Here is a 22871-nt window from a genome sequence, read left to right as displayed (position 1 = left end):
ACCAAAGGAATCCGGCGGGGCGCTCGCTCCGCTGTGAAATCCCTCGATACGAGAGCTACGCGAACCAGTTTCATTTCCACCCCGGCGTTACTAACGGTCTAAGTGTAACCCGCGAAAAACCACGTTGTTTCCGGCGCAGTCGCGACCGAGCCAGCACGCCTTCACTGAACTGTGGGAGGTTCGGGCGTGCTGTGGGTCGCGGTCTCGCCGAGACACACAGACCGGGAAACCCCCGGTCTGCAAGAAAGACGAGACATGACTACACAAGACGACCAGCGGCAAGAGACTAGCGAACCGAGTGAAAGTAACACGGCTGACGACTCTCGAGGTGGCCGGGATGAGTAGTGCGAATTTGGAAGCACTCGGCCCCGACGAAGCGCGCCAGCTATATCTTGAGGCCCGTCAGGACGAACTCACTGCCGATACTCGCGAGGGCCAGGACTACCGGCTTCGCGCGTTCGTCGCATGGTGCGAAGAAGAGGGCATCGAGAACATGAACGACCTGAATGGCCGCGATCTCTACAAGTACCGCGTCTGGCGGCGTGAGGGCGGCTACACCGGACAGGAACTCCGGAACGTCACGCTCCGCGGCGACCTCGCTACGATTCGAGCGTTCCTCCGGTTCTGTGGCGAGGTGGACGCTGTCGGAGAAGAACTGTTCACGCAAGTTCCGCTTCCACAAGTGAGCCACGGCGAAGACGTGAGCGAGACGACGCTCGACCCCGACCGCGCGAAGGCGATTCTCGACTACCTCGCGCAGTACCACTATGCGAGCCGGAACCACGTCGTCCTACTCGTCCTCTGGAACACCGGCTGTCGAATCGGAGCGCTTCGAGCGCTCGACCTCCGCGACCTCGACCTCGACGGCGACCGGCCGAACGCGGGCGGCCCGGCGGTTCACTTCGTCCATCGGCCCGACACCGGTACGGGATTGAAGAACGACGAGAAGAGCGAGCGCTGGAACGGGATTTCGGAGTACGTCGCCGGTGTGCTTCGGGACTACCTCGCCGGCCCACGTCACGAGGTGGAGGACGACCACGGCCGGGAGCCGTTGGTGACGACGCGTCAGGGACGTATCGCCCGCTCGACGGTTCGAGACGTTCTGTACCGCGTCACTCGTCCGTGCTGGCTCGGTGAGGAGTGTCCGCACGACCGCGATCCGGCGGAGTGCGTGGCGACGGAGACCGGGAAGATGAGTAAGTGTCCGTCGTCGCGGTCGCCGCACGACGCCCGAAGTGGGCGGGTGACGGCGTACCGTCTCGCGGACGTGCCGCGGGTTGTGGTGAGCGACCGGATGGACGCGAGCGAGCGGGTTCTGGACAAGCACTACGACCGCCGGAGCGAGCGACAGCGTGCTGAGCAGCGCCGTGAACACTTGGAGGGGCTGTAACGATGACTGCCGACTTGGCGCCACTCCGAACGCCGCGCCGTCCCGGAAATTCAAGGCGGGGAGGGCGGACTTCTCCTCCCGTCGATTCCACGCAGAAGCCGAAGCTCCGTAAACGGACGGTAGAAACATCTCTATCGCTCTATTCCTCTTACTGGGCGGAGTCCATCGAGACGAGCGCGTGGCGCTCCGCCGAGCGTGTCGCGGTCTCTGGTTCCGGTGAGTGAGCAGGCGACGTTCACGGCGTTCGCCGGATCGCTGTTCGACGAACGCATCGCCGCCGAGCGCGACGCCTCTCAGGCCATCCGCCAGGGCGACGACGGCGTTCGTGAGTGCGCCCGCCGGATCGACCGCGCACTCGGCACCGTCGAAGCGGTCCTCGCGCGGGCCGCGGCGAGGCGGCGATCCGGAACGCGCGAGTGCGGTATCGGCGCGGCGACCCGCGGTGCGATGGCGTTCTGGCGGCTACTCGACCTCGTGAACCAGCGGAAGAACCGAAGGGAGACCTGACCGAGGGTTACTGGACTCGCACGGTGGGGGTCGCGATGGTCGACCCAGACGAAACGTCGATGACCTGGACAGTCAACGTGCCCGCAGTGACGTTTTCATCGTTTTTCTCCACGACTGTAAGCTGGTCTCCAGCGTCGAACGAACCGTCCGCGAGTTCGCCCGAGATGTTCAGTTCGCTGTTACTATCGGCGTCCCAGTTGTCAGCGCTACTGTTCCAGGTGATATCCGCGATTTGGGCGCCACTCTCGTTCGAGACGGTGATGCGGAGGTTGGACTGTTTGATGGAGTCGCCCTGCTGGTGGTTAAGGTACAGAACCGTGTCCGGGTTATTTTCGTTAAGCGGCTCTCCTGCGTCGACGGCGTCAATGCTGGCCTGTGGGGCGGTGTCTTGGATGTCCTGTCCGAGGTTGAGGACGAACGCGCCGATGACGGCCGCCAGAATGACCGTGATAGCGACCATGAGAATGACCCCGATGACGGGGCTGACACCGCGTTCATCGGCGTCGATGGATGGAATACTCAGTTTCATGATTGGATGGGCACCGAGAGCACAACACGCGTACTGAGGTCGTCCGGAAAATCCGGTGGGGGTCAGTCGGTGTCGTGATTTTCCTCGTGTGCGTATCCGCTAGTGAGCACCAGAGGTTCTTAAATGCCGGCGCCACGAATGAATAGACGCGCCGTCGTGTCTGACGCGCCGATGCTGTACTTCACTCGCGGAGCCAGTAGAGTGCGGTTCCGGTGAGGAGGATCAGCGCGCCGAGGATGAACGTCCCGGGGATGGGGAGCGCGAAGACGACGGCGCCGACGAGGAGGAGTTTGGTGTGAGTGTTCACGTGGTATCCGTCGTGCTCTGGTCGGAAGGGCGTGGTGGCGGATTTCCGGGAGGCGTGGTTTTTTCGGCGTGGTCGCGGTCGCTCTCGGTATGTACACGGAGGTCCCCGGGAGCGAGTTCGACCGGCGGTTGGACGCGGTTCGCGACCGTATCGCGGACGCTGGCGTGGACGCCGGCGTGTGGTTCGGCGCGACGAGCATCGAGTACGTCTCGGGGTTCGCGCACATCCAGACGGAGCGCCCGGTCGTGCTCGCGGTGACAATGGACGAGGCGGCGATTACGGTGCCGCGGCTGGAGGTGGAGCGCGTCTCCGAGAATCCCCGTCTCGACGCGGTGTACTCCTACTTCGACTACCCGCAGGGTGCGCCCGTGGAGACAGCGGCGGAGATGCTGGACGACCTCGACGCCGACGCGGTGGCGGCGGACATGGACGGCGCGCCGGGCGTGATGGGCTACGAGGGGCCGGCGCTCTCGGAGTTCGTGGACGTGGAGAGCCAGGACTGGGTGGCGCGGCTGCGGTACGCGAAGTCCGACACTGAAGTCGAGCTGATTCGGGAGTCGGCGCGCTGGGCGAACCTCGCGCACCGCCACCTCGCGGAGCACACGGAGGCGGGCGCGCATCCGGTGACGGTGAGTCAGCGCGCGTCGCTGGAGGGGTCGCGGGCGATGCTGGACGCGCTCGGCGACGAGTACGCGGTGCGGACGCGGGGTGACGGTCCCGTGCACGCGGGCTACATCGCGGGCGAGCAGACGCGGCTTCCGCACGGCCACACGGCGAACGAACGGCTCAGCGAGGGCGACGTGCTGGTGACGGGTGCGACGGCGAACGTCGACGGCTACCACTCGGAACTCGAACGCACGATGTTCGTCGGCGAACCAACGGACGAGCAAGCGGACTACTTCCAACTGATGCTCGAAGCGCAGACCATCGCCATCGACGCGCTCGGCCCGGGCGTCGAACTCGCGTACGTCGACGACCTCGTTTCGGAGTACTTCGCGGAGCAGGGCGTCGCGGAGTACGCCCAGCACCACGTCGGGCACAACATCGGCCTGGGCGCGCACGAACCGCCGTACATCGACGCGGGCGCGGACGGAACCATGGAACCCGGGCACGTCTACACCATCGAACCCGGCATCTACACGGACACGTACGGCTACCGGCACTCCGACACCGTCGCAATCACGGAGGACGGCACCGACCAACTGACGTACTTCCCGCGGGATCTCGAGTCGAACACGCTCTAACCCCCGACTTTATTACTCGCTACCGCTTCGGGAGAACTAATGGTCGAGGTGTTCTCGGTGGCGAGCGGCAAGGGCGGGACGGGGAAGACGACGAGCACGCTCGCGCTCGGCATGGCGCTCGCGGCGCGCTACGACGTCACCGTCGTGGACGCCGACACCGGGATGGCGAACCTGCTCTTCCACGCCGGCCTCGCGGACGCCGACACAACCCTCCACGACCTCCTCCTCGGCGACGCCGACGCCCGTGTCGCCGACGCTACCTACGAGCGCTTCGGGCTGCGCGTCGTCCCCTGCGGCACCGACCTCGGCGACTTCCGCGCCGCCGACCCGACCCGCCTCCGGGACGTGATCGCGACGCTCGCCGCCGATACCGACGTCATTCTTCTCGACTCTCCGGCGACACTGGCCTCCCGCCGCGCCGTCCTCCCGATCGTGCTCGCGGATCGCGTCGTCCTCGTCACTCAGCCGACCGTCCCAGCGTTGAGCGACGCGCTCAAGGTGCAGGAGTACGCCGCGTCCTACGAGACTGACGTGGCGGGCGTCGTCTACAATCGCGTGCGCGACGAGGCGGGCGTCGAGCGCGTCGCCGCGCAGTCCGAACGCTACTTCGAGGGCCCAATCCTCGGGAACGTCCCGGAGGACGCCGCCGCACGGCACGCCCGCCGCGCCGGCGAACCGCTCCTCGCGCACGCGCCGGACAGTCCCGCGGCGGACGCCTACCGCCGCATCGCGGACGAACTCGCCGTCGAACCCGGGAGCGAGGCCGGCGTCGCCGACCGGTTCCGACGCGCCGTCGTCCCCGACGAGGTATGAGCCGCCTCGTCTTCTCTCGCACCGTCCCCGACACCGCCGCACCCCTCGAAACGGCGCTCGACGCCGCCCACACGGGCCGCGCGGTTCTCGAACCCCAGCAGACGCTCCTGCTCGACGCCGCTGACCGCCTCACCCTCTGGTTCGCTGACGGCGTCCCGACGCACGCACGCCACAGCGACGGCCGCGCCGGCGGCGCGGCGCTCGCCGCGTTCGCGAACCCCGGTCCCGTCCGCGTCGAACTCCACGCCGACCCCGCGCCCGCCCCGCCTGCCGACTGCGCGGTCGCGCCCGACGCTCCCGCCACTCACCTCGCGGGCGACGACGCGCTCGCCGCCCGCACCCGCGAGCGCGCGCCCGACACGGCCGACGCGGACGCCGGGTCGCTCGACGCCGTGGAAGCCTTCCTCGCGGACGACGACGCCATCGCGGACATCCGCGAGCGCGCCCGCGAAACGGCCGAACGCCGCGCCGACGAGTGGGGGTTCGAGTAGGCGAACGCGTCCGCGGGCCGAGCGCTTTTCCGACCGCTCTCCGTTTCTCCAGGCATGGCAGGCGAATCAACGCGCGTGCTCGACCGCGGCGACCCGGCACCCGAGTTCTCCCTCCCCGGAACAGACGGCGAGACGTACTCTCCCGACGACTTCCGTGAGTGCGACGCCCTGCTCGTCGTGTTCACGTGCAACCACTGTCCGTACGCGCAGGCGAAACACCCGACCCTGAACGCCATCGCCGCCGACTACGACGACGTGGCGGTGGTCGGCATCAACTCCAACGACGCCGACGCCTACCCCGACGACTCCTTCGCGGCGATGCGCGACGCCGTCCGCGAGGGAACCGTGGCCTACGACGCCTACCTCCGAGACGAATCCCAGACGACCGCAGCGGCCTACGGCGCGGTCTGCACGCCCGACCCCTTCCTCTTCGCGAACCGCGACGGCCTCGAACTCGCCTACCACGGCCGCCTCGACGACGCCCAGTCGCCCGACTCGGAACCGTCCGGCGAACCCGGGTTCGAGATGCGTGACGCCATCGACACCGTCCTCGCCGGCGAGGACGTGACCCGCGAGTTCGCGCCCGCCCGCGGCTGCACCATCAAGTGGAAACCCGGGAACGAACCCGACTACTGGGGCGACCTCTGAGCCACTGACGAGTCAGCGCTCCACCACGAGCGTGAGGGTCGCGGTTCGCCTGTCGGAGACGACGCGCACCGCGACCGCGACCGCAACGAGGTGCGTGCGGCCGCCGCGCTCCTGTACGACAACGCCGCCGTCCGCGCGACACGCGCCGAACTGGCGGTTCGGCCCCGACGGACACTCAGAGGCCGCCCACGAGTCCGCGACTCCGGGCGCGTACGCCACGACGGCCGCCGTTCCGCCGGTCAGGCGCGCGGTTCGGAGCGCGTCCAGTCGCGGCGCGAGCGCGTCCCGAACGACCGCGACCGCTTCCGCGCTGTCCGCCCAGTCGTAGCCGGCGACGACGGGCGCGCGCGCCACCGCCCGGGACAACAACCGCTCGGCGTCAGCGCCCGGCCGCGGTTCCGCGGTCGTCTCCGACCCGGGCGCGTACCCGAGTTGGAGGTAGGCCGCGACGACGGGGACGAGCGCGAGCGCGACCACTGCCGCCGCGACGAGCACGAGCTGGCCGCGGCGGTTCACGCGTACCACACCCAGATAGTCACCGTCCCGTAGGGGGTCGCGTGACGCGCCGTCCCGTACGCCACGCCGTCGGGCCGCGAATACCCGACCGCTCCGTGTTCGGTGCCCACGCGATACATCAGGTTCTCGGGGAGCACGCGGACGATTCGCGCCGCGAGAGCGTCGGCCTCACGGTCGAACCCCTCCCGGGAGCGCGTCACCTCCGCCAGCCGCGTCGCAGCTCCATGTCTGGGCGCGTCGTTCGCCAGCACCGCGCCGAGGTCGGTCGCGTACGCGTCGAGTTGGGCGTTCCCCGCAGGCGCGGGACCGCCGAGCACGAACCCCGTCGTCACCGCGAACACCAGCAGGACGCCGACACCCGCTTCGATAGCGGATAGCGAGAGTTGCGCCCTACGCATCGACGCTCACCCCGAGCACGCCCTTCTCCGTCCGCTCGACCGCGTATTCGACAGTGACGCTCCCCGCCGGCAAACGATCGGTCGCGTCGAACGCGATGCGCGTGGTGCGAAAGCGCGAGACGTCGAGGGCGAACTGGCCCTGGAGGCCCGCCTCGGCCAGGAGAACGATTCGACCGTTGACGCGCACCGCCCGAACCAGGGTTCCCGCGGGCGGGTCGAGTGTCACGGTCACCGAACCCGTGCGCCGCGGGAGCGTCACCCCCGCGCCGCGCTCGACAGCCGGAGTGAGCGTCCTGGTCTCGACGGCGGCGACGAGCACCAGCCGCCGCACCGTCCGCGGATTCGACACGTCGCCCGTCCGGGCCACGACCTCGCCGTCGAGTCGCACGACCGCGTCCCGCTCGCCGACGAGCGACCGCAGTTCGGAGGCATCCAATCCCTCGATTTCGGTGGCGTCGAGCACGTTCTGTCGGGCCGCAAGCGGGCCGTCCGCGGCGACGAGGCGGTCGGCGAGCGCTGTCGCAGCGTGGTCGGCTATCGGGTCGCGCTCCGCGGCGTCGAACGCGCCGTTCGCCATCGCGAGACTCACGCCCGTCGCCGCGGTGAGGAGCAACAGCGCGACGCCGAGCGCCGGGAGGTTCAACTGCCCCCTCATCGCGCCACCAACCGAACCACCGTCTCGCCGTGCTCTCGAATCACCCGTACGGCGGCGGGCGTCGCGCTCGACCAGGCTCCCGAAACGGCGGTTACGGAGTCCGGGAGCGACAGTCGGACTCGCGCGCCCACGTCGGGATCGGGGTGCGTGAGGACGAGCGTTCGCTTCTCGACCGCGACGGTGTAGTGCCGGCCGCGAATTGTGTCCGGGAGCGCGACGTCCGCGCGGACGGTCGCCGTCCGAACCCTTGCGGGTATCGCGGCCTCCACGTCCTCGGCCGCGGCGGCGAGCGCGCGCTCCGCGACGGCGTCCCCGGCGGTCGCCCGGTAGTCGGGGACGACCGAGCCGTACATCGCCGCAGCGACAGCGCCGACGTACAGCAGGACGATACCGGCCTCCAGGGCCTTCCCGACGACCGGCGCGACGCCGCGGTCATCCACGGCGGGACACCTCCACGCGGTGGACGACGACGTACCCCGCGCGCTCGCCGGGAAACCGCGCGACCACGCTCGTCACGCCATCGCCGTCGAAATCCCGGACGGAGATAGCGGCGTTCGCGGCCGCGAAGAACTGCTTCCACGGCCTCGGGCGGGCTGTCTCAACTGCGACACGATAGGCGGCTGTTCCAAGGTCGTGTCGGGCGTGCGTGACGTGAGTGTGGAGGCGCACGCGCTTGCTCTCGCCGCCAGCGACCACTGTGCCGTCGAGCACGGGCAAGCCGACGACGAGCACGTCCTCGTCCGCGGTTATCGGCGGCTCGCGGACGAACCGTCCGCCGCCGTCGCGGCCGAGCGTCACCGCGCCGCCCAGGAGGGTCGTGGTGTACGCGCCCGCTTCGAACACGAGCGCGTTCGCCGGGCGTTCCAGCACTACCCCCGACCGGTCGAGGACGCGTATCGAGCGTTCGACCGTGTCGAGTCGGCCGTCCGTGAACGCGAGCGTTCCCACGCGGACGCCGGTGGTGCGAACCGGCTGCACGGTCGCCGCGAGGTCTGACGCGACCCGGTTCGCGTCCGCCGCGGCCGCGTTCGTCTCGACGAGGTTGCCGACGCTCGCCGTCACCGCGCCGAGCGCGAGTACTGTCAGGCCGAGGAGGATGGCGACGCCGACGACGTTCGACTGCGCGCGGCGGTTCACGCGAACCCTCCGATGCGGAACGCGCAGAACGCGGCGATCGCGAGCAGGCCGGAGTGAAGGAGCGCGGCGTACCGACCTCTGCTCGCCATTCCGGCGAACCAGCCGCAAGAAAGCATCGTCGCCTGCGTCACGAGGTAGAAGTGGTGGCGGTCGCGTTCGGGCTGGACGGCGTCCGGCGCGAGCGACAGACCGGTGGTGGCGGTCGAGACCGTCGAGAGCTGCGCGAAACTGTCGAGAACGTACGCGTTGATCGCGACGACGATCCCCACCACGAGGAGGGCGGTCGTCCAGCCGACCGCGACGTACACCGCGAGCTCCGAGCGGAGAGCCTTCTTCTCGTGGTAGAGCCGTCCGACCTCTGCCTGGAGCGCGTCGAACGCGGTTTCGACCTCGCTGCCGGCGGTGAGCGCGCCCGCGACGAGCCCGATTGCCTGGTCGGCGAGCGGCGTGCCGACGCGCTCCGCGTACGCGGACAGCGCCATACTCCGCCGATCGGCACCCGGGTGCGGGAGGTCGAGGCGCCGTGCCAGGTCGGCGGTGTCGGCGCGCAGCGCGTCCAGCGACCCGTCGCCGACGACGCGGCCGACCGCGTCCGCGAACGGCACGCCGAGGCTGACGTGGCCGGCGATGGCGTGCACGGCGTCCTTCAACTCGCGGTCTTTCGCGTCGTCCGCCCGCGCCCGCCGCGCCGCTACGGCCCCGACGGGGACGGCGACACCCGCGTACGCGAGCACCAGCGCGTCCCAGACGCCGACGCCGAGCGCGGCGAACCCGACCGCGAGGCCGGGCGCGAGCGGGGCGAGGACGACCAGGGCGTCCGCGGGGTTGCGCGGCGCGTTCGCGAGCACGCCGAGCCCGCGCGAGCGCGTCCAGTGGTCGCCGAACCCGCTCGGCCGGATCACGCCGACGAGCGCGGCCGCAACCGCGCCGATGGCGAGCACGAACACGCCGCAGCCGGCGACGAGGAGCGTCCGCGGCGTCGTCACGTGCCCCGCAATCGCGACGGGCGCGCCGAGACCGGGCGCGAGCACGCTCATCACGGTCACGGAGACGACGACGAGCGCGGGCATCACGAGCAGTACGACGAACAGTTCCGCGAGCAGTTCGAGGAAGCCCTCGGCCTCCGTGCGAGCGCGCGCCTGTCGGTTCGCGAGCATTCGGGCTTCGAGGCGGAGGAACTGCTCGACGGCGTCCGGCCCGGTCGCGGCGTGCTCGCGGAACTTCAGGAGGAAGGGCGCGAGCGCGTCCCGGGACGGCGTGTCGCGTGCCACCACGCGGAGCGCTTGCCCGAGACTGCCGGAGAGCGCGGCCTTGTTTCGGACGGTGCCGAACGCGACGGCGGTCTCGCCGTACGCGCGCTCCCGGGCGGCGACGGCGTCGAACAGCGCTCGCTCCCCGGAGCCGGCGGACGCGAGCACGCGCAGGTAGCGCACGGCGCTCGGGAGCGTGCGGTCGATGTCAGCGCGTCGCGCGTGCAACATCCAGCGCAAGTGGAGGCTGCCCGCCAGCAGGACGCCGCGCTTCGCGAGGAACCCTGCGAGCGAGCCGACGAGCGCTGCCGTCACCAACGGCGTGAGGAGTCCGGTGGCGTTCGCGACGGTCGCGACGAGCGGCGTCAGCCACGCGAGGCTGCCGGCGAGCGCGGCGACGAGGGCGAACGCGAGCCAGGACGCGCCGTAGAGCCGCGCGAGGTACACGTCGAACCCCTCGCTGGCGGTGGTGCCGCGGTACCGCCGGCGGTCAGTCGCGTGCCGCCGGCGGTCGGCGTGCCCGCCGAAGAGGGCGTAGAGCGCGCGGTCGAGGACGCCGCTCACGCGTCCCCCGCGGCGCGCTCGACGGTCGCCGCCTCGTCCGTCCGCAGGTCGGCGAGGAACGCGAACAGGTCGTCGCGGTCGCTCAGGTCGTCGCGCACGAAGTACTCGACGTACCGCCGTTTCTGCTCGAACTCGCTGACGACGGCCTCTCGCGGCCGGTCGGTGTGCGCGGCGAGCCGGTCGAAAAAGGCGATTTCGCTCGCGTCCGCGAACGAGAACGCGCCCTCGCGGCGACCCGCGACCCGATGGTAGTGAATCACGGTGTCGTCCTTCTCGATGCGCCCCCGCTCGTCCGCGGGGAGGCGGTCGTACGCCGGTTCGTCCACGAGCTCCAGTATCTCGCCGACGTAGCGTTCGCCCTCGACGTGCCGGGGGAAGACGACGAGGTCGATTTCGCGCAGGAGGTACGCGGGGAGTCCCTGTTCGACCACGCGGTTCACGAGGCGGTCGGCGTCCGCCGCGTGCGTCGTGCCGATGACGCCGTGGCCCGTGTTCAGCACGTCCGCGAACGTCTCGAAGCTCTCGGGCGTGTTGATCTCCGCGATGATCTCCACGTCGGGGTTCAGGTAATTCGATTCGGTCATCAGGTCGGCCATCGTCACGCGCTTGTGCGGGTTCTCGTGGTCGCGCGTCGTCAGGGAGACGCCGGTCTCGTGCGGCAGGCTCACCTCCCGGGAGCCCTCGTCGATGCTGACGGGGCGGTCGCGGTGGGGGATGAATGGCGCGTGGGCGTTCATGAGCGTCGTCTTCCCGACGCCGGTCGGGCCGGAGAACACGACGACGCCGTGGTGTTCGTACGCCATCCAGAGCAGTGCGACCATCTCCGGCGAAACCGAGTCCGTCCGCACGAGGTCGGTCGGCGTGAGCGCGTCCGGGGCCTGTTTCCGAATGGAGACGTGCGGGCCGTCGGCGCTGATGGCGGGGAGCGCGACGGCGCACCGGACGGTCACGTCGTCTCCGACGCCGTCCGGCCGAATGTTGACCTTCGCGCTGGGATTGCTCGCGTTCAGTTCCACGCCGTCCTCGGCGGCGAGCTGGGTGACGAGGTCGACGAACGACCGTTCGTCGTCGAACACGAGGTTCGTCGGGATGCGGCCGTCCTTCCAGAGCGAGTGCCGGGGGACGACCTTGACGCGTTCGCCGACGCGGTTCGCTTCCACGTCCTCGAGGTGGTCGTCGCGGACGGGGACGGTGAGTTCGCCGTGCCCGACGAAGTCGCGGAGGACGTAGTACCGGAGGTCGTCGAGGCGGTCGTCCGCGAACCGGCGGTCGACCGGCGGGAGCGCGAGGTCGTAGGCCGCGAGGGCGTCGCGGGCGCGGTGTTCGAGGGTGTCGAGCCAGCGGCCGGCGTTCCGCGCGGTGAGGCGGCGCGCGAGGTAGCGGTCGGCGTGTTCGGTGACGAACGCGGCGTGGTCGTCGACGAGGTCGCCGACGCGGGCGTCCCAGACGTGGGTTTTGCAGTCGTCGAGGAGTGCGCGGTCGCCGGGGAGGAGGTCGGGTTCGCGGACGGCGTACCGCACGTCGAACGCGTCCGTGCCGAGGACGTGTTCGCGGTAGACGACGACCGGCACGTCGAACTCGCGGAACGGGACGGTGTATGCGTCGAGGCGTTCGGAGAGGAAGCGGTCGAGCGCGTCGGCGTCGGCGGAGACGTCGGTGTGAGCGGGCGCGTACTCGGTCGTGTGGACGACGAGGGTCTCGCCGTCCGCGTCCGCGACCTCGACGCGGTCGTCGAGGGCGAGCGGGGTGAGCGCGCCGAGACACCGCACGTCCCGGAGCGCGTAGTACCACAGGCGACGCTCGCCCGCTGGCGTGGCGTCGGCGAGGCGCGAGACGGCGCGTCGATGTTTGTCGTCCAACCCGGCGGCGTAGCGCTCGCGAGCCCCCTCCCGCGTCCGCGGTTGGTTCGGGTGTCCGCGCTCGAAGTAGTCGCTGACGCGACTGCGAGCGTCACGTTCAGCGGCGGTGAGGATTGGTTCGCGGACGCGGTAGCGGAACGCGCCGTGGTCGCGAGTGATGGTAACGACGACGCCGGGCGTCGGTTCGTACTGGCTGTGAACGTCGCGGGCGTACCAGGCGTCGGCCGCGTCGGGCGGCACCGGCGCGGGCACCTCGGGGGAGACAGTCACGAAATTAGAATCAAGCTAATACGTATTTAAATTTTCAGAATAGTCGGCGATATCCGTCGTGCGATACTACTTTACGAACGATACGATAAATCGATGACGTGAAGCGGAACCGGATCGCGCTCGTCGTCGCCCTCCTCGTCGTCGTCGCGCTCGGCCTCGCCGCCGCGACGCTCGCGAACCCGACCACGACGGCCGGGAACGGTGGCGGCTTCGGTGGCGGAGGCGGCCCGGGAAACATCCCCGAACGCGGGGACGGCGTTCCCGCCAGCACCGGTAACACGTCCAGCCCTGGCGTCTCGCCGTTCGCGAACGCGTTCACAGTCTGCGTGCCATTCCTGCTCACGCCGACGTTCTTCGCGCTCGCCGCCGTGCTCGCCGCCCTCTCGTTCCTCCTCGTTCGCTGGCGGACGAACACGCTGGTCGCGGGCGCGCTCTTCTTCGTCCTCTTCGTCCCCCTGCTCTTCATCCACGCGTTCCTCACGAAGTGCGGAACCTCCCGACAACCCATCCGGCAGACCGTCGACCGGGTGGTGAACCGAACCCTCCCCACGGGAGGCGGCGGCGCGGGCGGCAACGCCGTAGACGCCGTCACCACGCCGCCCGCCCTCCTCCTCGTCGTCGTCGCCGCGCTCGCTGTCCTCGTCTACCTCTTCCTCCGCGGAAGCGGCGACGACGATGCGGAGCCGGCTCCGGAACCGCCCGCCGAGCGCGAGCGGTCGCTCGACGCGGTCGCGACCGCCGCGGGTGTCGCCGCGGATCGCATCGAGGACGACGCAGACGTGGAGAACGCCGTCTACCGGGCGTGGCGTGACATGACGGCGCACCTCGACATCGCGTCCCCGGAGTCGACAACGCCCGCCGAGTTCGCGCGAGCCGCCCGCGACGCCGGTATGAACCCGCGGCACGTCGACACGCTCACCGACGTGTTCCGCGAGGTCAGGTACGGCGACGAACCCGTGACCGGGGAGCGCGAACGCCGCGCGCTCGACGCGCTCCGCGACATCGAGGCCGCCTACGGGGGTGACGAGCAGTGAACACGCGGCGGTTCGCGCTCGCCGCCGGCGTACTCGCGGTGGCGCTCGGCGTCGTCTTCGTCGTCGCGCCCGGGTTCGCGGGCGCGTTCGGCGCGAACCGAACCGGCGTCGTCGCGCTCGGCGTCGTCGCGCTCCTACTCGCGGTTCGCGGACTGAACGCCCGCCGAAAGACTCCCCGCGAGTCGGCGTCTCTCTCCGAGGTCGAGTCGCGCGTGACGTTCGACCGGCCCGGGGCCGCTGTCACCGATCGCGCCCGCGCCGCCGCACGCGGGCGAATGAACCGGGACGCTCGACACGTCCGCGACGCCCTCCGAGACGTCGCCGTCGACGTGCTCACCACGTACGGCGAGTACACGACCGAGGAGGCGGCGGACGCGCTCGACGCGGGAACGTGGACTGACGACCCGCACGCCGCCGCGCTCTTCGCGCGAACCGCACCCGGCCGACCGCTCCGCCTCCAGATACGAGACGTGTTCGCCGGAACGGCGGCGTTCGACCGCCGAGTGACCCGCGCCGCGGAGGAGCTCGCCGCGCTCGTGGAGGAAGCATGACCGAGACGGAGCGCTGGCGCGGCATCGCCGCCGTCACGTTTCTCTCCGCGGCGGTCGCGCTCCTGTTCACCGCGCCCGGCGCACTCCTCGTCGGCGTCGTCGGCGGCGCGTACGCCGGATACGCGCGCTTCGACACCGCGCCGAGCCCTCGCCTCTCGGTCGAGCGCGCGATCTCCGACACCGACCCCGAGCGCGGCGACGAGGTCTCGGTGACGGTCACCGTCCACAACGACGGCGGGTTCCTCCCCGACCTCCGACTCGTCGACGGCGTTCCCGACTCCCTCGAAGTCACCGAGGGGTCGCCGCGGCTCGCGACCGCGCTCCGCGCGGGGAAGGAAGCCAGCTTCTCCTACCGCGTCGAAGCCCGCCGGGGCGATCACGCGTTCGGCGACCTCACCGTCGTCGCGCGGGACGCCGCCGGCTCGGTCGAGGTCGAAACCACGGCCGACGTCGCGGGCGACGACGCCGTCCGGTGCGTGCCCGAACTGGACGCGCTCGACGGATTTCCGCTGCGCGCGCAGGCGACCCGGCAGGTCGGCCGGCTCACCACGAACGAGGGCGGGACGGGCGTCGAGTTCCACGCGACCCGCGAGTACCGCCGCGGCGACCCGCTCTCCCGGCTCGACTGGCAGCGACTCGCACGCACCGGCGACCTTGCCACCGTCGAGTTCCGCGAGGAACGCGCGGGAACCGCCGTGTTGGTCGTCGACACTCGCGAGCAGGCGTACGTCACCGACCCCGACGGCGAATCCGCGGTCGAGCGGAGTGTCGGTGCGGCGGGCGCGGTCGCGGACGCCCTGCTCGACGCCGGCGACCGCGTCGGCGTCGCGAGCTACGGCCCCCGGACTGCGTGGCTCCCGCCCGGACTCGGCCGCGACCACCGACAGCGACTCCGCCGCGCGCTCGCGCTCGACGACGCGTTCGACCCGCTCCCGCCGGACGCCCCGTTCTTCGGCCGAACGACGCTGACCCGGCTCCTCACCCGTCTGCCGTCCGACGCGCAGGTCGTCTGCGTCACTCCGCTCGTCGACGACGGCGTCGCCGCGTTCGCCCGCCGGCTCGACGCGCACGGCCACGCCGTGACAGTCGTGTCCCCCGACCCGACGGGCGGAACCGAGGTCGGTGAGACGCTCGCACGCGTCGAGCGCCGCCTCCGCGTCCGGTCGGTGCGACGCGCCGGCATCCGCGTGCTCGACTGGGAGGCCGGCACGCCGCTCGCCGTCGCGCTCGCGACCGCGGAACGGAGGTGGCGGGCGTGACGGAGTTCGAACCGACGCCGCCCCGGAACACCGCGACCGCCGCCACGGTCGCCCTCACGGTCGCCACGCTCCTCGTCACCAGCGTCTCCACGGGCGTCGCTGCCGTCGCTGCCGTCGGCGTCCTCGCGTTCGCGTACGGCGCGTTCTCCGGGTCGCGCTTTCCCGTCACCGCCGGCGCGGCCGTCGTCTTCCTCGCGGCCTTGCTCGCCGCGATAGCGGTCAGAACCGCGGTGTTCGCGCCGCTCGCCGCCGCCGCTCTCACCGTCGCCGCGTGGGATCTCGCGGAACACGGCATCGGCCTCGGCGAGCACGTCGGCGCGGACGCCCGCACTCGGAACGCCGAACTCGTCCACGCAGCGCTCACCGTCGGCGTCGCCGTGCTCGCCGTCACCGCCGGCTACGCTGTCTACCTCGTCGGCGCCGACGGCCGCCCGGTCGCCGCGGTCGTCCTGCTCGCCGCCGGCGCGCTCGCGCTGTTCGGCGCGCTCCGCTAGTCCACCGTCGGCACCGGAACGCCGTCCAGGACGTTCTCGACCACGTCCTGCTTCGACACGTCCTGCACTGACGCGTCCGGCGTGAGCACGAGTCGGTGCGCGAGCGCCGCGTCCGCCATCCGCTTTACGTCCTCCGGCGTCACGAACTCGCGCCCGCGGACCGCAGCGCGCGCCCGCGCCACCTCGAACAACCGCTGGGTGCCGCGCGGGCTGACGCCGACCTCGACGCGGGGGTCTTCCCGGGTCGACCGCGCGACGGCGGACACGTACTCCAGCACGTCGTCGTTCACTCGCACGTCCTCCGGCACCGCGCGGAGCGACCGAACGCCCTCGATATCGAGCACGGTGTCGACGCTCGGGCTCTGATCGGTGCGGCCCGCGCGCCGCCGCAGGAGTTCCACCTCGCCCGCGTCGTCCGGGTACCCGAGGCTCGACTTCACCACGAACCGGTCGAGCTGCGCCTCCGGCAGCGGGAACGTCCCCTCCTGCTCGACGGGGTTCTGGGTGGCGATCACGAAGAACGGTTCGGGCAAGTCGTGCGTCTCCCCGCCGACCGTCACCTGCCCCTCCTCCATCGCCTCCAGCAGCGCCGCCTGCGTCTTCGGGGGCGCGCGATTGATCTCGTCCGCGAGCACGACGTTCCCGAAAATCGGCCCCTCCTGGAACTCGAACTCGCGGGTCTTCTCGTTGAACACGTGCGTCCCCATCACGTCCGCGGGCAGGAGGTCGGGCGTGAACTGCACGCGGGAGAACTCGAGGCCGAGCGCGGTCGTGACGCTCCGCGCCGTCAGCGTCTTCCCCGTTCCCGGTACGTCCTCGAGCAGCACGTGGCCGCGCGCGAGAAACCCGACGAGCACCGTTTCGAGCACCTCACGATCCACGATAACCGCGTCCGAGACGGCGTCGAGGACGGCCGACGACTCCTCGCTCGCCTGCGTGACGTTCATACAACACGTCCCCGACGGCGCGCCCAAAGGTCTGCCGGTGCCACCGAACCGAAACCTACAAGCGCGAAACCCTACAAGACGAGAGTGAGCCGAGGTAGCCTAGCCTGGCCAAGGCGGTAGATTCGAAATCTACTGTCCTCACGGACTCGGGAGTTCAAATCTCTCCCTCGGCGCTTCTGTCGGAACGAAGTAGCGGCGAAACGCGAACGGCTAGTGCGAGCCAACATCGGAGCGTAGCGGAGTGAGTGCGGTTCGACGCGCTCGGCTGGTGTTTCGCGTTGCTTCTCGATCGAGTGTGCGTGAACCGCGAAACGGCGGGGTTGTTAGTCGGCGCGCGGGAAGTTGTCGATGGTCTCGCTGCGGAAGGCGTTCTCGTCGAAGCCGTAGTCGTCGAGGAAGTCCATGACCTGGCGGGTGTCCCGCATAGCGTTCTTGAGGCAGGTGGAGGCGCCGGGGCTGGGCGTGATGTTGAAGATGATGTCGTTGCCGACGATTTTGGCTTCGCCCATGTCGAGGGATTTCTTCTCGGTGTTGACGATCTGGGGGCGGACGCCGCCGTAGCCCTTCGCGCGTTCGATGTCGTCCAGTTCGGCGGTGGGGACGACTTTCTGGACTTCGGGGAGGAACGCGCGCTTGCCGACCTCGGGCACGTCGTAGACGAGGTTCTTCAGGACGTAGGGGAGGAGGATGCGGTCGGCGAGGATGTTCCCGTAACTGAGGAAGCTGTCGATGTTGAGGCCGAACACGTCGAAGAAATCGCCGACGGTCTTCAGGCGGCCGCGTTCGAGGGCGGGGACGAGCTTCGCGGTCGGGCCGAACCGGGTGATGGAGTCGTCGTACACGTCGGCGTCGCCGTGGACGGCGGCGAACGGGAGTTTCTTCATCTGGAGCGTGTACACCTTCCCGTTCAGGGGGCCGCTGTCCGCGAGGAAGAAGCTTCCCGCGACGGGGAGGAGGCTCATGTTCTTCCCGTACCCCATCTCTTTCGCGATCTGGAGGCTGTGCGATCCGGCTGCGACGACCGCCACGTCACCCTTCAGGCTCCCGCTGGCGGTTTCGACGGTGAACCCGTCGGGGCCCTGCTGGATGTATTCGACTTTCGTGCCGGTGAGCACGTCGACGCCGTCCTCCTCGCGGGCGTCGTCCACGAATGACTTCGCGGTCGCGCCGTAGTCGACGACGTAGCCGTCGGGGGTCTGGAGCGCGCGGAGTTCCTTCGAGGGGTCGCGGCCCTCCACGACCTTCGGTTCGAGCTCTTCGATCTCCTCGCGCCCGATCTGGCGGAGTTTCGGGTAGAGGTCGCCGAAGCCCTCGTCCTCGTAGCGCGCGCGGAGGCTCTCGACTTCCTCGTCGCCGACGCCGAGCACCATCTTCGAGCGCTTCGAGTGGAACTCGCGGTCGGGGTCGGCGTTCTCGAGGTAGCCCGCGAGGAGTTCCGCGCCCTCCTTGACGGACTCGGCTTTTTCGAGCGTGTAGTTCGTCTCGATGTCGCCGAAGTGGAGCGTCTGCGAGTTGTTCGTGTGGTGGGAGTTGATGGCCGCTATCTCCGCTTCTTTCTCCACGAGGGCGACGCGTTCCACGTCGGTGAACTTCGCGGTGGTGTAGAGCAGGGCGGCGCCGCTGATACCGCCGCCGACGATGATAAGGTCGTACTCGGATTCGGTGGTTCCGGCTCCCATCTTAGTAGTACGCACCGCGTTCAGGCACTTAATCCCCTGACAAACCGGGCAGAAATAACGTCATACCTCTAACCACAACCGGTCGCCGACCGACACCTCGCTCGCCGCGCCCGCCGGGAGCTCGTACAGGTCGTCCGCAACTGCCGTCTCGCGCCCCGTCCACGCCGACAGCGTCTCCACCGCCGTCACCTCCTCGTTCTCAGTCCACACCACGTCGATATCGAACGGCACGAACACCATGTGAAGGCCGCGCGGTTTCGCCTCGTCGTGCCGGAACGCGAGCGCGTAGTCGTCCGGGATCGACCGCCGGAACATCAGGCCGAGCCCGCGGCTCACCAGGCCGTCCGCGACCTCCACCTCGGTCGCGAGCGTGCGCGCGCTGTCGTCGGGATTGTGTCGGAGTCGCACACGCGCCCGGAATCGGTCGAGGGCGTTAAGCGTTCTCCCCCGTCCCGACGCGCCTAAACCCCTGGCATTCGACTCGCCCCCATGGAGAAGACCCCGTCCGGCACGAGCGTCGGGGTAGCGGATCCCTACGAGCGCGCCGGGGTCTGCGACCACGTCACCGGCGACGGCAGGTGCCGGTACGCCGTCGAGCACGCCCAGCACGACCCCGAGTTCGCCGCCGAGCGCCGCGCCGACGACTACCGGTGTCCCGTCGCCGCCGACGACTGGGCGTGGCGCGACTGCCCGCACTACCGGGACACGGCCACGAGCGACGAGTGTGCGCGCTGCGGCCTCGACGAACGCCGGAACGCCCACAGCGACGCCCGGCCGTTGCTCGAAGAACACCACTTGTCGTACGCGGACGAGCGAAGCGAGTCCGCGGAACAGGCGAGCGGTGAAACCGCGAACAGCGCGGGTGAGCGAAACGAGTCCGCGGAACAGGCGAGCAGTACGGACGGTGCGGGGGAGCTCGCGCACGAGATTACGGTGACGCTCTGTCGGTGGTGTCACGCGAAGGTGCACGGGTCGTGGGCGGCCATCGACGACGACGCGAGTCCGGACGCGGCGGCGCTCGCGGAGCGCGAGGGGCGGAAGAGCGACGAGCTCGCGGAACTCGGGTTCGAAACCGCGGCGGAGCGCGACGCCGAGTAGCCGAGTCGAATGGGTTTTTATCCGGTCGCGTCCAATCACGGGTAATGACGCACATCGTCGTCGTGGACAACCACGGCCAGTTCACGCACCTCGAGAAGCGCGCGCTGCGCGACCTCGGGGTGGACGTGGATCTGGTGGAGAACACCACCGACCCGGCGGACGTGGATGCCGACGGTATCGTGCTCTCGGGCGGGCCGAGCATCGAGCGCGCGGGCCGGTCGGCGGACTACCTCGACCTCGACGTCCCCGTGCTCGGAATCTGTCTCGGGATGCAGCTCATCGCGGACGAACTCGGCGGCCGCGTCGGCTCCGGCGACTACGGCGGGTACGCGGACGTGACCGTGGACATCGTGGACGAGGACGACCCGCTGGTCGGGTCGCTCGCGCCCGAAACCCGGGTGTGGGCGAGCCACGCCGACGAGGTGAAAGAACTCCCCGAGGGATTCACGCTCACCGCGACGAGCGACGTGTGCGACGTGGAGGCGATGAGCGACACCGACCGCGACCTCTACGGCGTCCAGTGGCACCCCGAGGTCGCGCACACGGAGCGCGGCGAGGAAGTGTTCGAGAACTTCCTCGAGCGCTGCTAAGGGATGACGGAGACGCAGGGCGACCTCGCGAGCCTCTCGCGGTACATCTTCCGCGCGCCGAACTGGTACGTCAGTGTCGCGTTCGCCCTGCTCGTCGCCGCAGTCACGGGCATCGGCGCGTTCGAGACGCCGTCCGTGCTGGAGGACGCCTGGCAGGGCGTCTTCTTCGTCGGCATTCCGACCGTCGTCGCCGCGCTCGCGACGACGCCCGTCGACCGCCGGCTCGGCGGGCAACTCACCTACAACCGCTCGTCGCTGCTCGCGCTCGTCTGCGAACTCGTCGTCGTCGCAATCCTCGCCGTCGCCGGCGTCGTCACCGTGCTCACGCCGCTCGGCCAGCAGTTCGTGTTCGACGCCCTCACCGCCGCGCTCGCGCTCGTGTTCGCGATACGGCTGCTCGTCGTGCTCGCGGTCTCCCGGAACTCCCCGCTCCTCGCCGCCGTCCCTGCGGGCAGCCAGACCGCGACCGCTGCGGTTCTCCTGTTCGTCTACTCGGGCGCGATGAACTACCTCGAACTCGGCGGCCCGCTCGTCGGGGCGTTCCTCTCCCGGCCCGAGCGCGCGCCCACCAAGATCCAGTACATCTTCACGCCCGGAGACTTCGTCGTCCTCGTCGGCATGACCGCGCTCTACGGACTCGTCGCGTACGGTTTCCTCGCCGTCATCGACCGGCCGTGGAAGCAGAGCCTCGGCGTCAGCGTCCTCGATTTCGTCCGGGGGTTCATCGGCCACATCGCCGAAGGAACCCGCGAACTTGAGGACTTCTTCGAGCAACTCGGCGAGGACGCCGTCGTCCCCGTCACCGTTCTCTCCGCACGCACCGGGGACGGCGAGAAGGCGCGGTTCGTTCTCCCGATGATTCACCCCGGGCCGATGGGCGAAATCGGCGGCGGTAACCTCCCTCAGCGGATCGCGGAATCCGCCGAGGGCCTCGCGTTCCCGCCGCACGCGACCGCCGGCCACGACTTCAACCTCGTCACGGAACGCGAGGTGCGTCCGCTCCTCGACGCCGCCGAGCGCGCACACGACCGCATCACCTACACCGACACCGCCACCCGGAGCGCGCGCGTGCAGTCCGGCGAGGCGTCCCTGCTCGGGCAGGTGTTCGGCGACGACCTCCTCCTCACGTCGACGTTCGCGCCCGGGTTCGCGGACGACGTGGCGTACGCCGTCGGTCTCACCGCCAGCACGGAGGCCCGGGTCGCCGGCGTGGACGACGTGCTGCTCGCGGACGCGCACAACTCGAACGACGGCCTCGACGGCGACGACCTCGGGCACGTCGTCCCGGGGAGCCAGCGCTCCTTCGACCTGATACGGGGGGCGGGCGAGGTCGCGGAACGCCTCGTGGACGCCGACCAGCACGACCTCCGGATGGGCGTCGCGTGGGACGAGACGAACTGGACGCCAGCGGAGGGAATCGGCCCGCTCGGCGTCCGCGTCGCCGTCCTCGAAACCGACGGTCAGCGCACGGGCTACGTGCTCGTCGACGGGAACAACATGGATCCCGGCGTCCGCGACCGCCTCGTGGACGCGCTCGAAGCCCTCGAGTTGGATGACGCGGAGGTGATGACGACCGATACGCATATCGTGAACACCGTCCAGTCGGTGAACCAGGTCGGGGGCGCGCTCGACGTGGACGACCTCGAAGCGCTCCTCTGCGACCTCACCAGCGAGGCCGTCGACGACCTCGAACCCGTCGAGGCCGGGATGGCGAGCGAGCACGCGACAGTCACCGTGTTCGGGAACGACAGAACCGAGACGCTCGCCAGTCACGCGAACGCCGCCGTCTCGATGGGCGGCGCGCTCGCGCTCGTCGTCGCGTTCGCCACGATGGTTCTCAGCGCGCTCGTCTTCTTCGCGACCTAACCGTCCGCGAACAGGTCGTCGACGGCCCGCCCTGCGACGAGCGCGGCGTCGTCCGCCACCTGTTCGAGGTCGACATCCGCGTCGGGCGCCGTGATGTAGACTTCAACGTCGAGCACGCCGTCCTCGAACGACACCGTCACGTCGAGGTCGTCCACGTCCGAGGTCGCCAGCTGCGAGAACACGTAGCCTTCGGCTGCCTCGGCCGCGGTCTCCACGACTTCCTCGTCAGTCGGTTCCATTTACGCGCCGCCGGGACCGCCGCCCATGCCGCCGGGCGCCGGGCCGCCAGCGCCACCGCCGCCGAGCATCTCCTGCAGTTCCTGCTGGAGGTCTTCGAACTGCTCCTGCACGCGTTCTTCCTGCTTCTGGAGCGTCTCGACGCGGAGTTCGAGGTTGTCGACTTTCTCCGAGAGGTCGTCCTCGGCCTCGTCGTACTCCGTCTGCACGAGGAGTTCGCCGACCTCGCGGTACATCGTCGTGTCCTCGTCGATGTCGTCGAGTTCGTCGAGCGCGGCCTCGGCCTCGCTCAGCTGGGTCTCGGCCTGCTGTTTCTGCGTCGACACTGTCTGCGCGGTCTCCTGGAGGTCTTGAAGCTCTTCGAGTTTCTCCTGGGCCTCCGGCGGAAGGTTACCCTGCATACGCGAAAAGTCGGGGCCCGAAAGGGAAAAAGACCCTGCATTCGGGCCCGCGCCGGCGAAGGGGAGGTCCGCGGACGCCGGGGAGAGGGGGAGGGGGAAGCGTCCGCGGGGCCGGCATCCGATACTAGCCGCGTCAC

27 protein-coding genes and 1 tRNA gene are annotated in these 22871 nt (G+C 69.9%); 14 read left to right on the top strand and 14 right to left on the bottom strand.

Annotated features, from left to right (window positions below; all coding sequences use genetic code 11):
• Nucleotides 1-337 precede the first annotated feature (337 nt).
• Both FQU85_RS02610 and FQU85_RS02605 read left to right on the top strand, forming a co-directional pair.
• Nucleotides 338-1390: a tyrosine-type recombinase/integrase gene (locus FQU85_RS02610; protein ID WP_145843995.1), complete on the top strand. Its 1053-nt coding sequence runs from the start codon at nt 338-340 to the stop codon at nt 1388-1390.
• Nucleotides 1391-1606: 216 nt separating this feature from the next.
• Nucleotides 1607-1897, top strand: coding sequence for a hypothetical protein (locus tag FQU85_RS02605; protein ID WP_145843994.1), 291 nt, complete (start codon nt 1607-1609; stop codon nt 1895-1897).
• Nucleotides 1898-1904: 7 nt separating this feature from the next.
• Here FQU85_RS02605 and FQU85_RS02600 read toward each other — a convergent pair whose 3' ends face one another.
• Nucleotides 1905-2426, bottom strand: coding sequence for a type IV pilin (locus FQU85_RS02600; RefSeq protein ID WP_206022056.1), 522 nt, complete (start codon nt 2424-2426; stop codon nt 1905-1907).
• Nucleotides 2427-2607: 181 nt separating this feature from the next.
• Nucleotides 2608-2733: a hypothetical protein gene (locus tag FQU85_RS13685; RefSeq protein WP_255473802.1), complete on the bottom strand. Its 126-nt coding sequence runs from the start codon at nt 2731-2733 to the stop codon at nt 2608-2610.
• Nucleotides 2734-2822: 89 nt separating this feature from the next.
• Here FQU85_RS13685 and FQU85_RS02595 point away from each other — a divergent pair, with 89 nt between their 5' ends.
• The 4 genes from FQU85_RS02595 to FQU85_RS02580 are packed head-to-tail and all read left to right on the top strand — an operon-like array spanning nt 2823 to nt 5929.
• Nucleotides 2823-3977 (top strand): Xaa-Pro peptidase family protein, encoded by a 1155-nt coding sequence (locus FQU85_RS02595; RefSeq protein WP_145843993.1) that lies wholly within the window; start codon nt 2823-2825, stop codon nt 3975-3977.
• 39 nt (nt 3978-4016) lie between these two features.
• On the top strand, nt 4017-4790 hold the full coding sequence (locus FQU85_RS02590) for a P-loop NTPase (protein WP_145843992.1): 774 nt from the start codon (nt 4017-4019) through the stop codon (nt 4788-4790).
• Entirely contained in the window at nt 4787-5281 is a 495-nt protein-coding gene (locus FQU85_RS02585; protein ID WP_145843991.1) for a hypothetical protein, read from the top strand. The genes FQU85_RS02590 and FQU85_RS02585 overlap by 4 nt, the downstream gene beginning before the upstream one ends.
• Nucleotides 5282-5335: 54 nt before the next feature.
• Complete coding sequence (locus tag FQU85_RS02580) at nt 5336-5929, top strand: thioredoxin family protein (RefSeq protein WP_145843990.1); 594 nt, start codon at nt 5336-5338, stop codon at nt 5927-5929.
• A 12-nt stretch (nt 5930-5941) separates the two neighbouring features.
• Here FQU85_RS02580 and FQU85_RS02575 read toward each other — a convergent pair whose 3' ends face one another.
• From FQU85_RS02575 to FQU85_RS02545, 7 genes are read right to left on the bottom strand one after another with little or no spacing between them, the layout of a single operon-like run.
• A complete protein-coding gene (locus FQU85_RS02575) occupies nt 5942-6454 on the bottom strand; it encodes a hypothetical protein (RefSeq protein WP_240792449.1) in 513 nt (170 codons plus the stop codon).
• Entirely contained in the window at nt 6442-6843 is a 402-nt protein-coding gene (locus FQU85_RS02570; RefSeq protein ID WP_145843988.1) for a hypothetical protein, read from the bottom strand. Before FQU85_RS02570 ends, FQU85_RS02575 begins: the two co-directional genes overlap by 13 nt.
• Nucleotides 6836-7498, bottom strand: a complete 663-nt coding sequence (locus tag FQU85_RS02565; RefSeq protein ID WP_145843987.1) for a hypothetical protein — start codon at nt 7496-7498, stop codon at nt 6836-6838. Before FQU85_RS02565 ends, FQU85_RS02570 begins: the two co-directional genes overlap by 8 nt.
• The gene (locus FQU85_RS02560; RefSeq protein ID WP_145843986.1) at nt 7495-7938 is read right to left on the bottom strand and encodes a hypothetical protein; all 444 of its coding nucleotides are present in this window, start codon (nt 7936-7938) and stop codon (nt 7495-7497) included. The genes FQU85_RS02565 and FQU85_RS02560 overlap by 4 nt, the downstream gene beginning before the upstream one ends.
• A complete protein-coding gene (locus FQU85_RS02555) occupies nt 7931-8635 on the bottom strand; it encodes a type IV pilin (RefSeq protein ID WP_240792448.1) in 705 nt (234 codons plus the stop codon). Before FQU85_RS02555 ends, FQU85_RS02560 begins: the two co-directional genes overlap by 8 nt.
• Nucleotides 8632-10449 carry a type II secretion system F family protein gene (locus FQU85_RS02550; protein WP_145843985.1) on the bottom strand — a complete coding sequence of 606 codons (1818 nt, stop codon included), beginning with the start codon at nt 10447-10449 and terminating at the stop codon, nt 8632-8634. The genes FQU85_RS02555 and FQU85_RS02550 overlap by 4 nt, the downstream gene beginning before the upstream one ends.
• Nucleotides 10446-12578, bottom strand: coding sequence for a type II/IV secretion system ATPase subunit (locus FQU85_RS02545; RefSeq protein ID WP_145843984.1), 2133 nt, complete (start codon nt 12576-12578; stop codon nt 10446-10448). The genes FQU85_RS02550 and FQU85_RS02545 overlap by 4 nt, the downstream gene beginning before the upstream one ends.
• A gap of 98 nt (nt 12579-12676) precedes the next feature.
• Between FQU85_RS02545 and FQU85_RS02540 the strand changes: the two genes are divergently transcribed.
• From FQU85_RS02540 to FQU85_RS02525, 4 genes are read left to right on the top strand one after another with little or no spacing between them, the layout of a single operon-like run.
• Nucleotides 12677-13612, top strand: a complete 936-nt coding sequence (locus FQU85_RS02540) for a DUF4129 domain-containing protein (protein WP_145843983.1) — start codon at nt 12677-12679, stop codon at nt 13610-13612.
• Complete coding sequence (locus FQU85_RS02535) at nt 13609-14163, top strand: hypothetical protein (RefSeq protein WP_145843982.1); 555 nt, start codon at nt 13609-13611, stop codon at nt 14161-14163. The genes FQU85_RS02540 and FQU85_RS02535 overlap by 4 nt, the downstream gene beginning before the upstream one ends.
• A complete protein-coding gene (locus tag FQU85_RS02530; protein ID WP_145843981.1) occupies nt 14160-15422 on the top strand; it encodes a DUF58 domain-containing protein in 1263 nt (420 codons plus the stop codon). Before FQU85_RS02535 ends, FQU85_RS02530 begins: the two co-directional genes overlap by 4 nt.
• A complete protein-coding gene (locus FQU85_RS02525) occupies nt 15419-15916 on the top strand; it encodes a hypothetical protein (RefSeq protein ID WP_145843980.1) in 498 nt (165 codons plus the stop codon). The genes FQU85_RS02530 and FQU85_RS02525 overlap by 4 nt, the downstream gene beginning before the upstream one ends.
• Here FQU85_RS02525 and FQU85_RS02520 read toward each other — a convergent pair.
• On the bottom strand, nt 15913-16863 hold the full coding sequence (locus FQU85_RS02520; RefSeq protein ID WP_145843979.1) for a MoxR family ATPase: 951 nt from the start codon (nt 16861-16863) through the stop codon (nt 15913-15915). The two genes, FQU85_RS02525 and FQU85_RS02520, sit on opposite strands and share 4 nt — an antisense overlap.
• Before the next feature lie 88 nt (nt 16864-16951).
• Here FQU85_RS02520 and FQU85_RS02515 point away from each other — a divergent pair.
• Nucleotides 16952-17036: transfer RNA gene (locus FQU85_RS02515), tRNA-Ser, on the top strand.
• Between the two features lie 150 nt (nt 17037-17186).
• Here the strand turns inward: FQU85_RS02515 and FQU85_RS02510 are convergent.
• Nucleotides 17187-18542 carry an FAD-dependent oxidoreductase gene (locus FQU85_RS02510; RefSeq protein ID WP_145843978.1) on the bottom strand — a complete coding sequence of 452 codons (1356 nt, stop codon included), beginning with the start codon at nt 18540-18542 and terminating at the stop codon, nt 17187-17189.
• Between the two features lie 60 nt (nt 18543-18602).
• Nucleotides 18603-18950 (bottom strand): DUF192 domain-containing protein, encoded by a 348-nt coding sequence (locus FQU85_RS02505; RefSeq protein WP_145843977.1) that lies wholly within the window; start codon nt 18948-18950, stop codon nt 18603-18605.
• An 81-nt stretch (nt 18951-19031) separates the two neighbouring features.
• Here FQU85_RS02505 and FQU85_RS02500 point away from each other — a divergent pair, with 81 nt between their 5' ends.
• The 3 genes from FQU85_RS02500 to FQU85_RS02490 are packed head-to-tail and all read left to right on the top strand — an operon-like array spanning nt 19032 to nt 22096.
• On the top strand, nt 19032-19640 hold the full coding sequence (locus FQU85_RS02500) for a hypothetical protein (protein ID WP_145843976.1): 609 nt from the start codon (nt 19032-19034) through the stop codon (nt 19638-19640).
• A gap of 44 nt (nt 19641-19684) precedes the next feature.
• Nucleotides 19685-20230: a GMP synthase subunit A gene (locus tag FQU85_RS02495; protein WP_145843975.1), complete on the top strand. Its 546-nt coding sequence runs from the start codon at nt 19685-19687 to the stop codon at nt 20228-20230.
• Between the two features lie 3 nt (nt 20231-20233).
• Nucleotides 20234-22096: a DUF2070 family protein gene (locus FQU85_RS02490; RefSeq protein ID WP_145843974.1), complete on the top strand. Its 1863-nt coding sequence runs from the start codon at nt 20234-20236 to the stop codon at nt 22094-22096.
• Here FQU85_RS02490 and FQU85_RS02485 read toward each other — a convergent pair.
• Nucleotides 22093-22335: a DUF3194 domain-containing protein gene (locus FQU85_RS02485; protein WP_145843973.1), complete on the bottom strand. Its 243-nt coding sequence runs from the start codon at nt 22333-22335 to the stop codon at nt 22093-22095. The genes FQU85_RS02490 and FQU85_RS02485 overlap by 4 nt on opposite strands.
• The gene (locus FQU85_RS02480; RefSeq protein WP_145843972.1) at nt 22336-22734 is read right to left on the bottom strand and encodes a prefoldin subunit beta; all 399 of its coding nucleotides are present in this window, start codon (nt 22732-22734) and stop codon (nt 22336-22338) included.
• Between the last annotated feature and the right edge of the window lie 137 nt (nt 22735-22871).

The sequence above is a fragment of the Salarchaeum sp. JOR-1 genome (genome assembly GCF_007833275.1).
Lineage (GTDB): Archaea > Halobacteriota > Halobacteria > Halobacteriales > Halobacteriaceae > Salarchaeum.
Note: the sequence above shows the minus strand (reverse complement) of the source record. Positions and strands in the feature narration are given on the sequence as shown.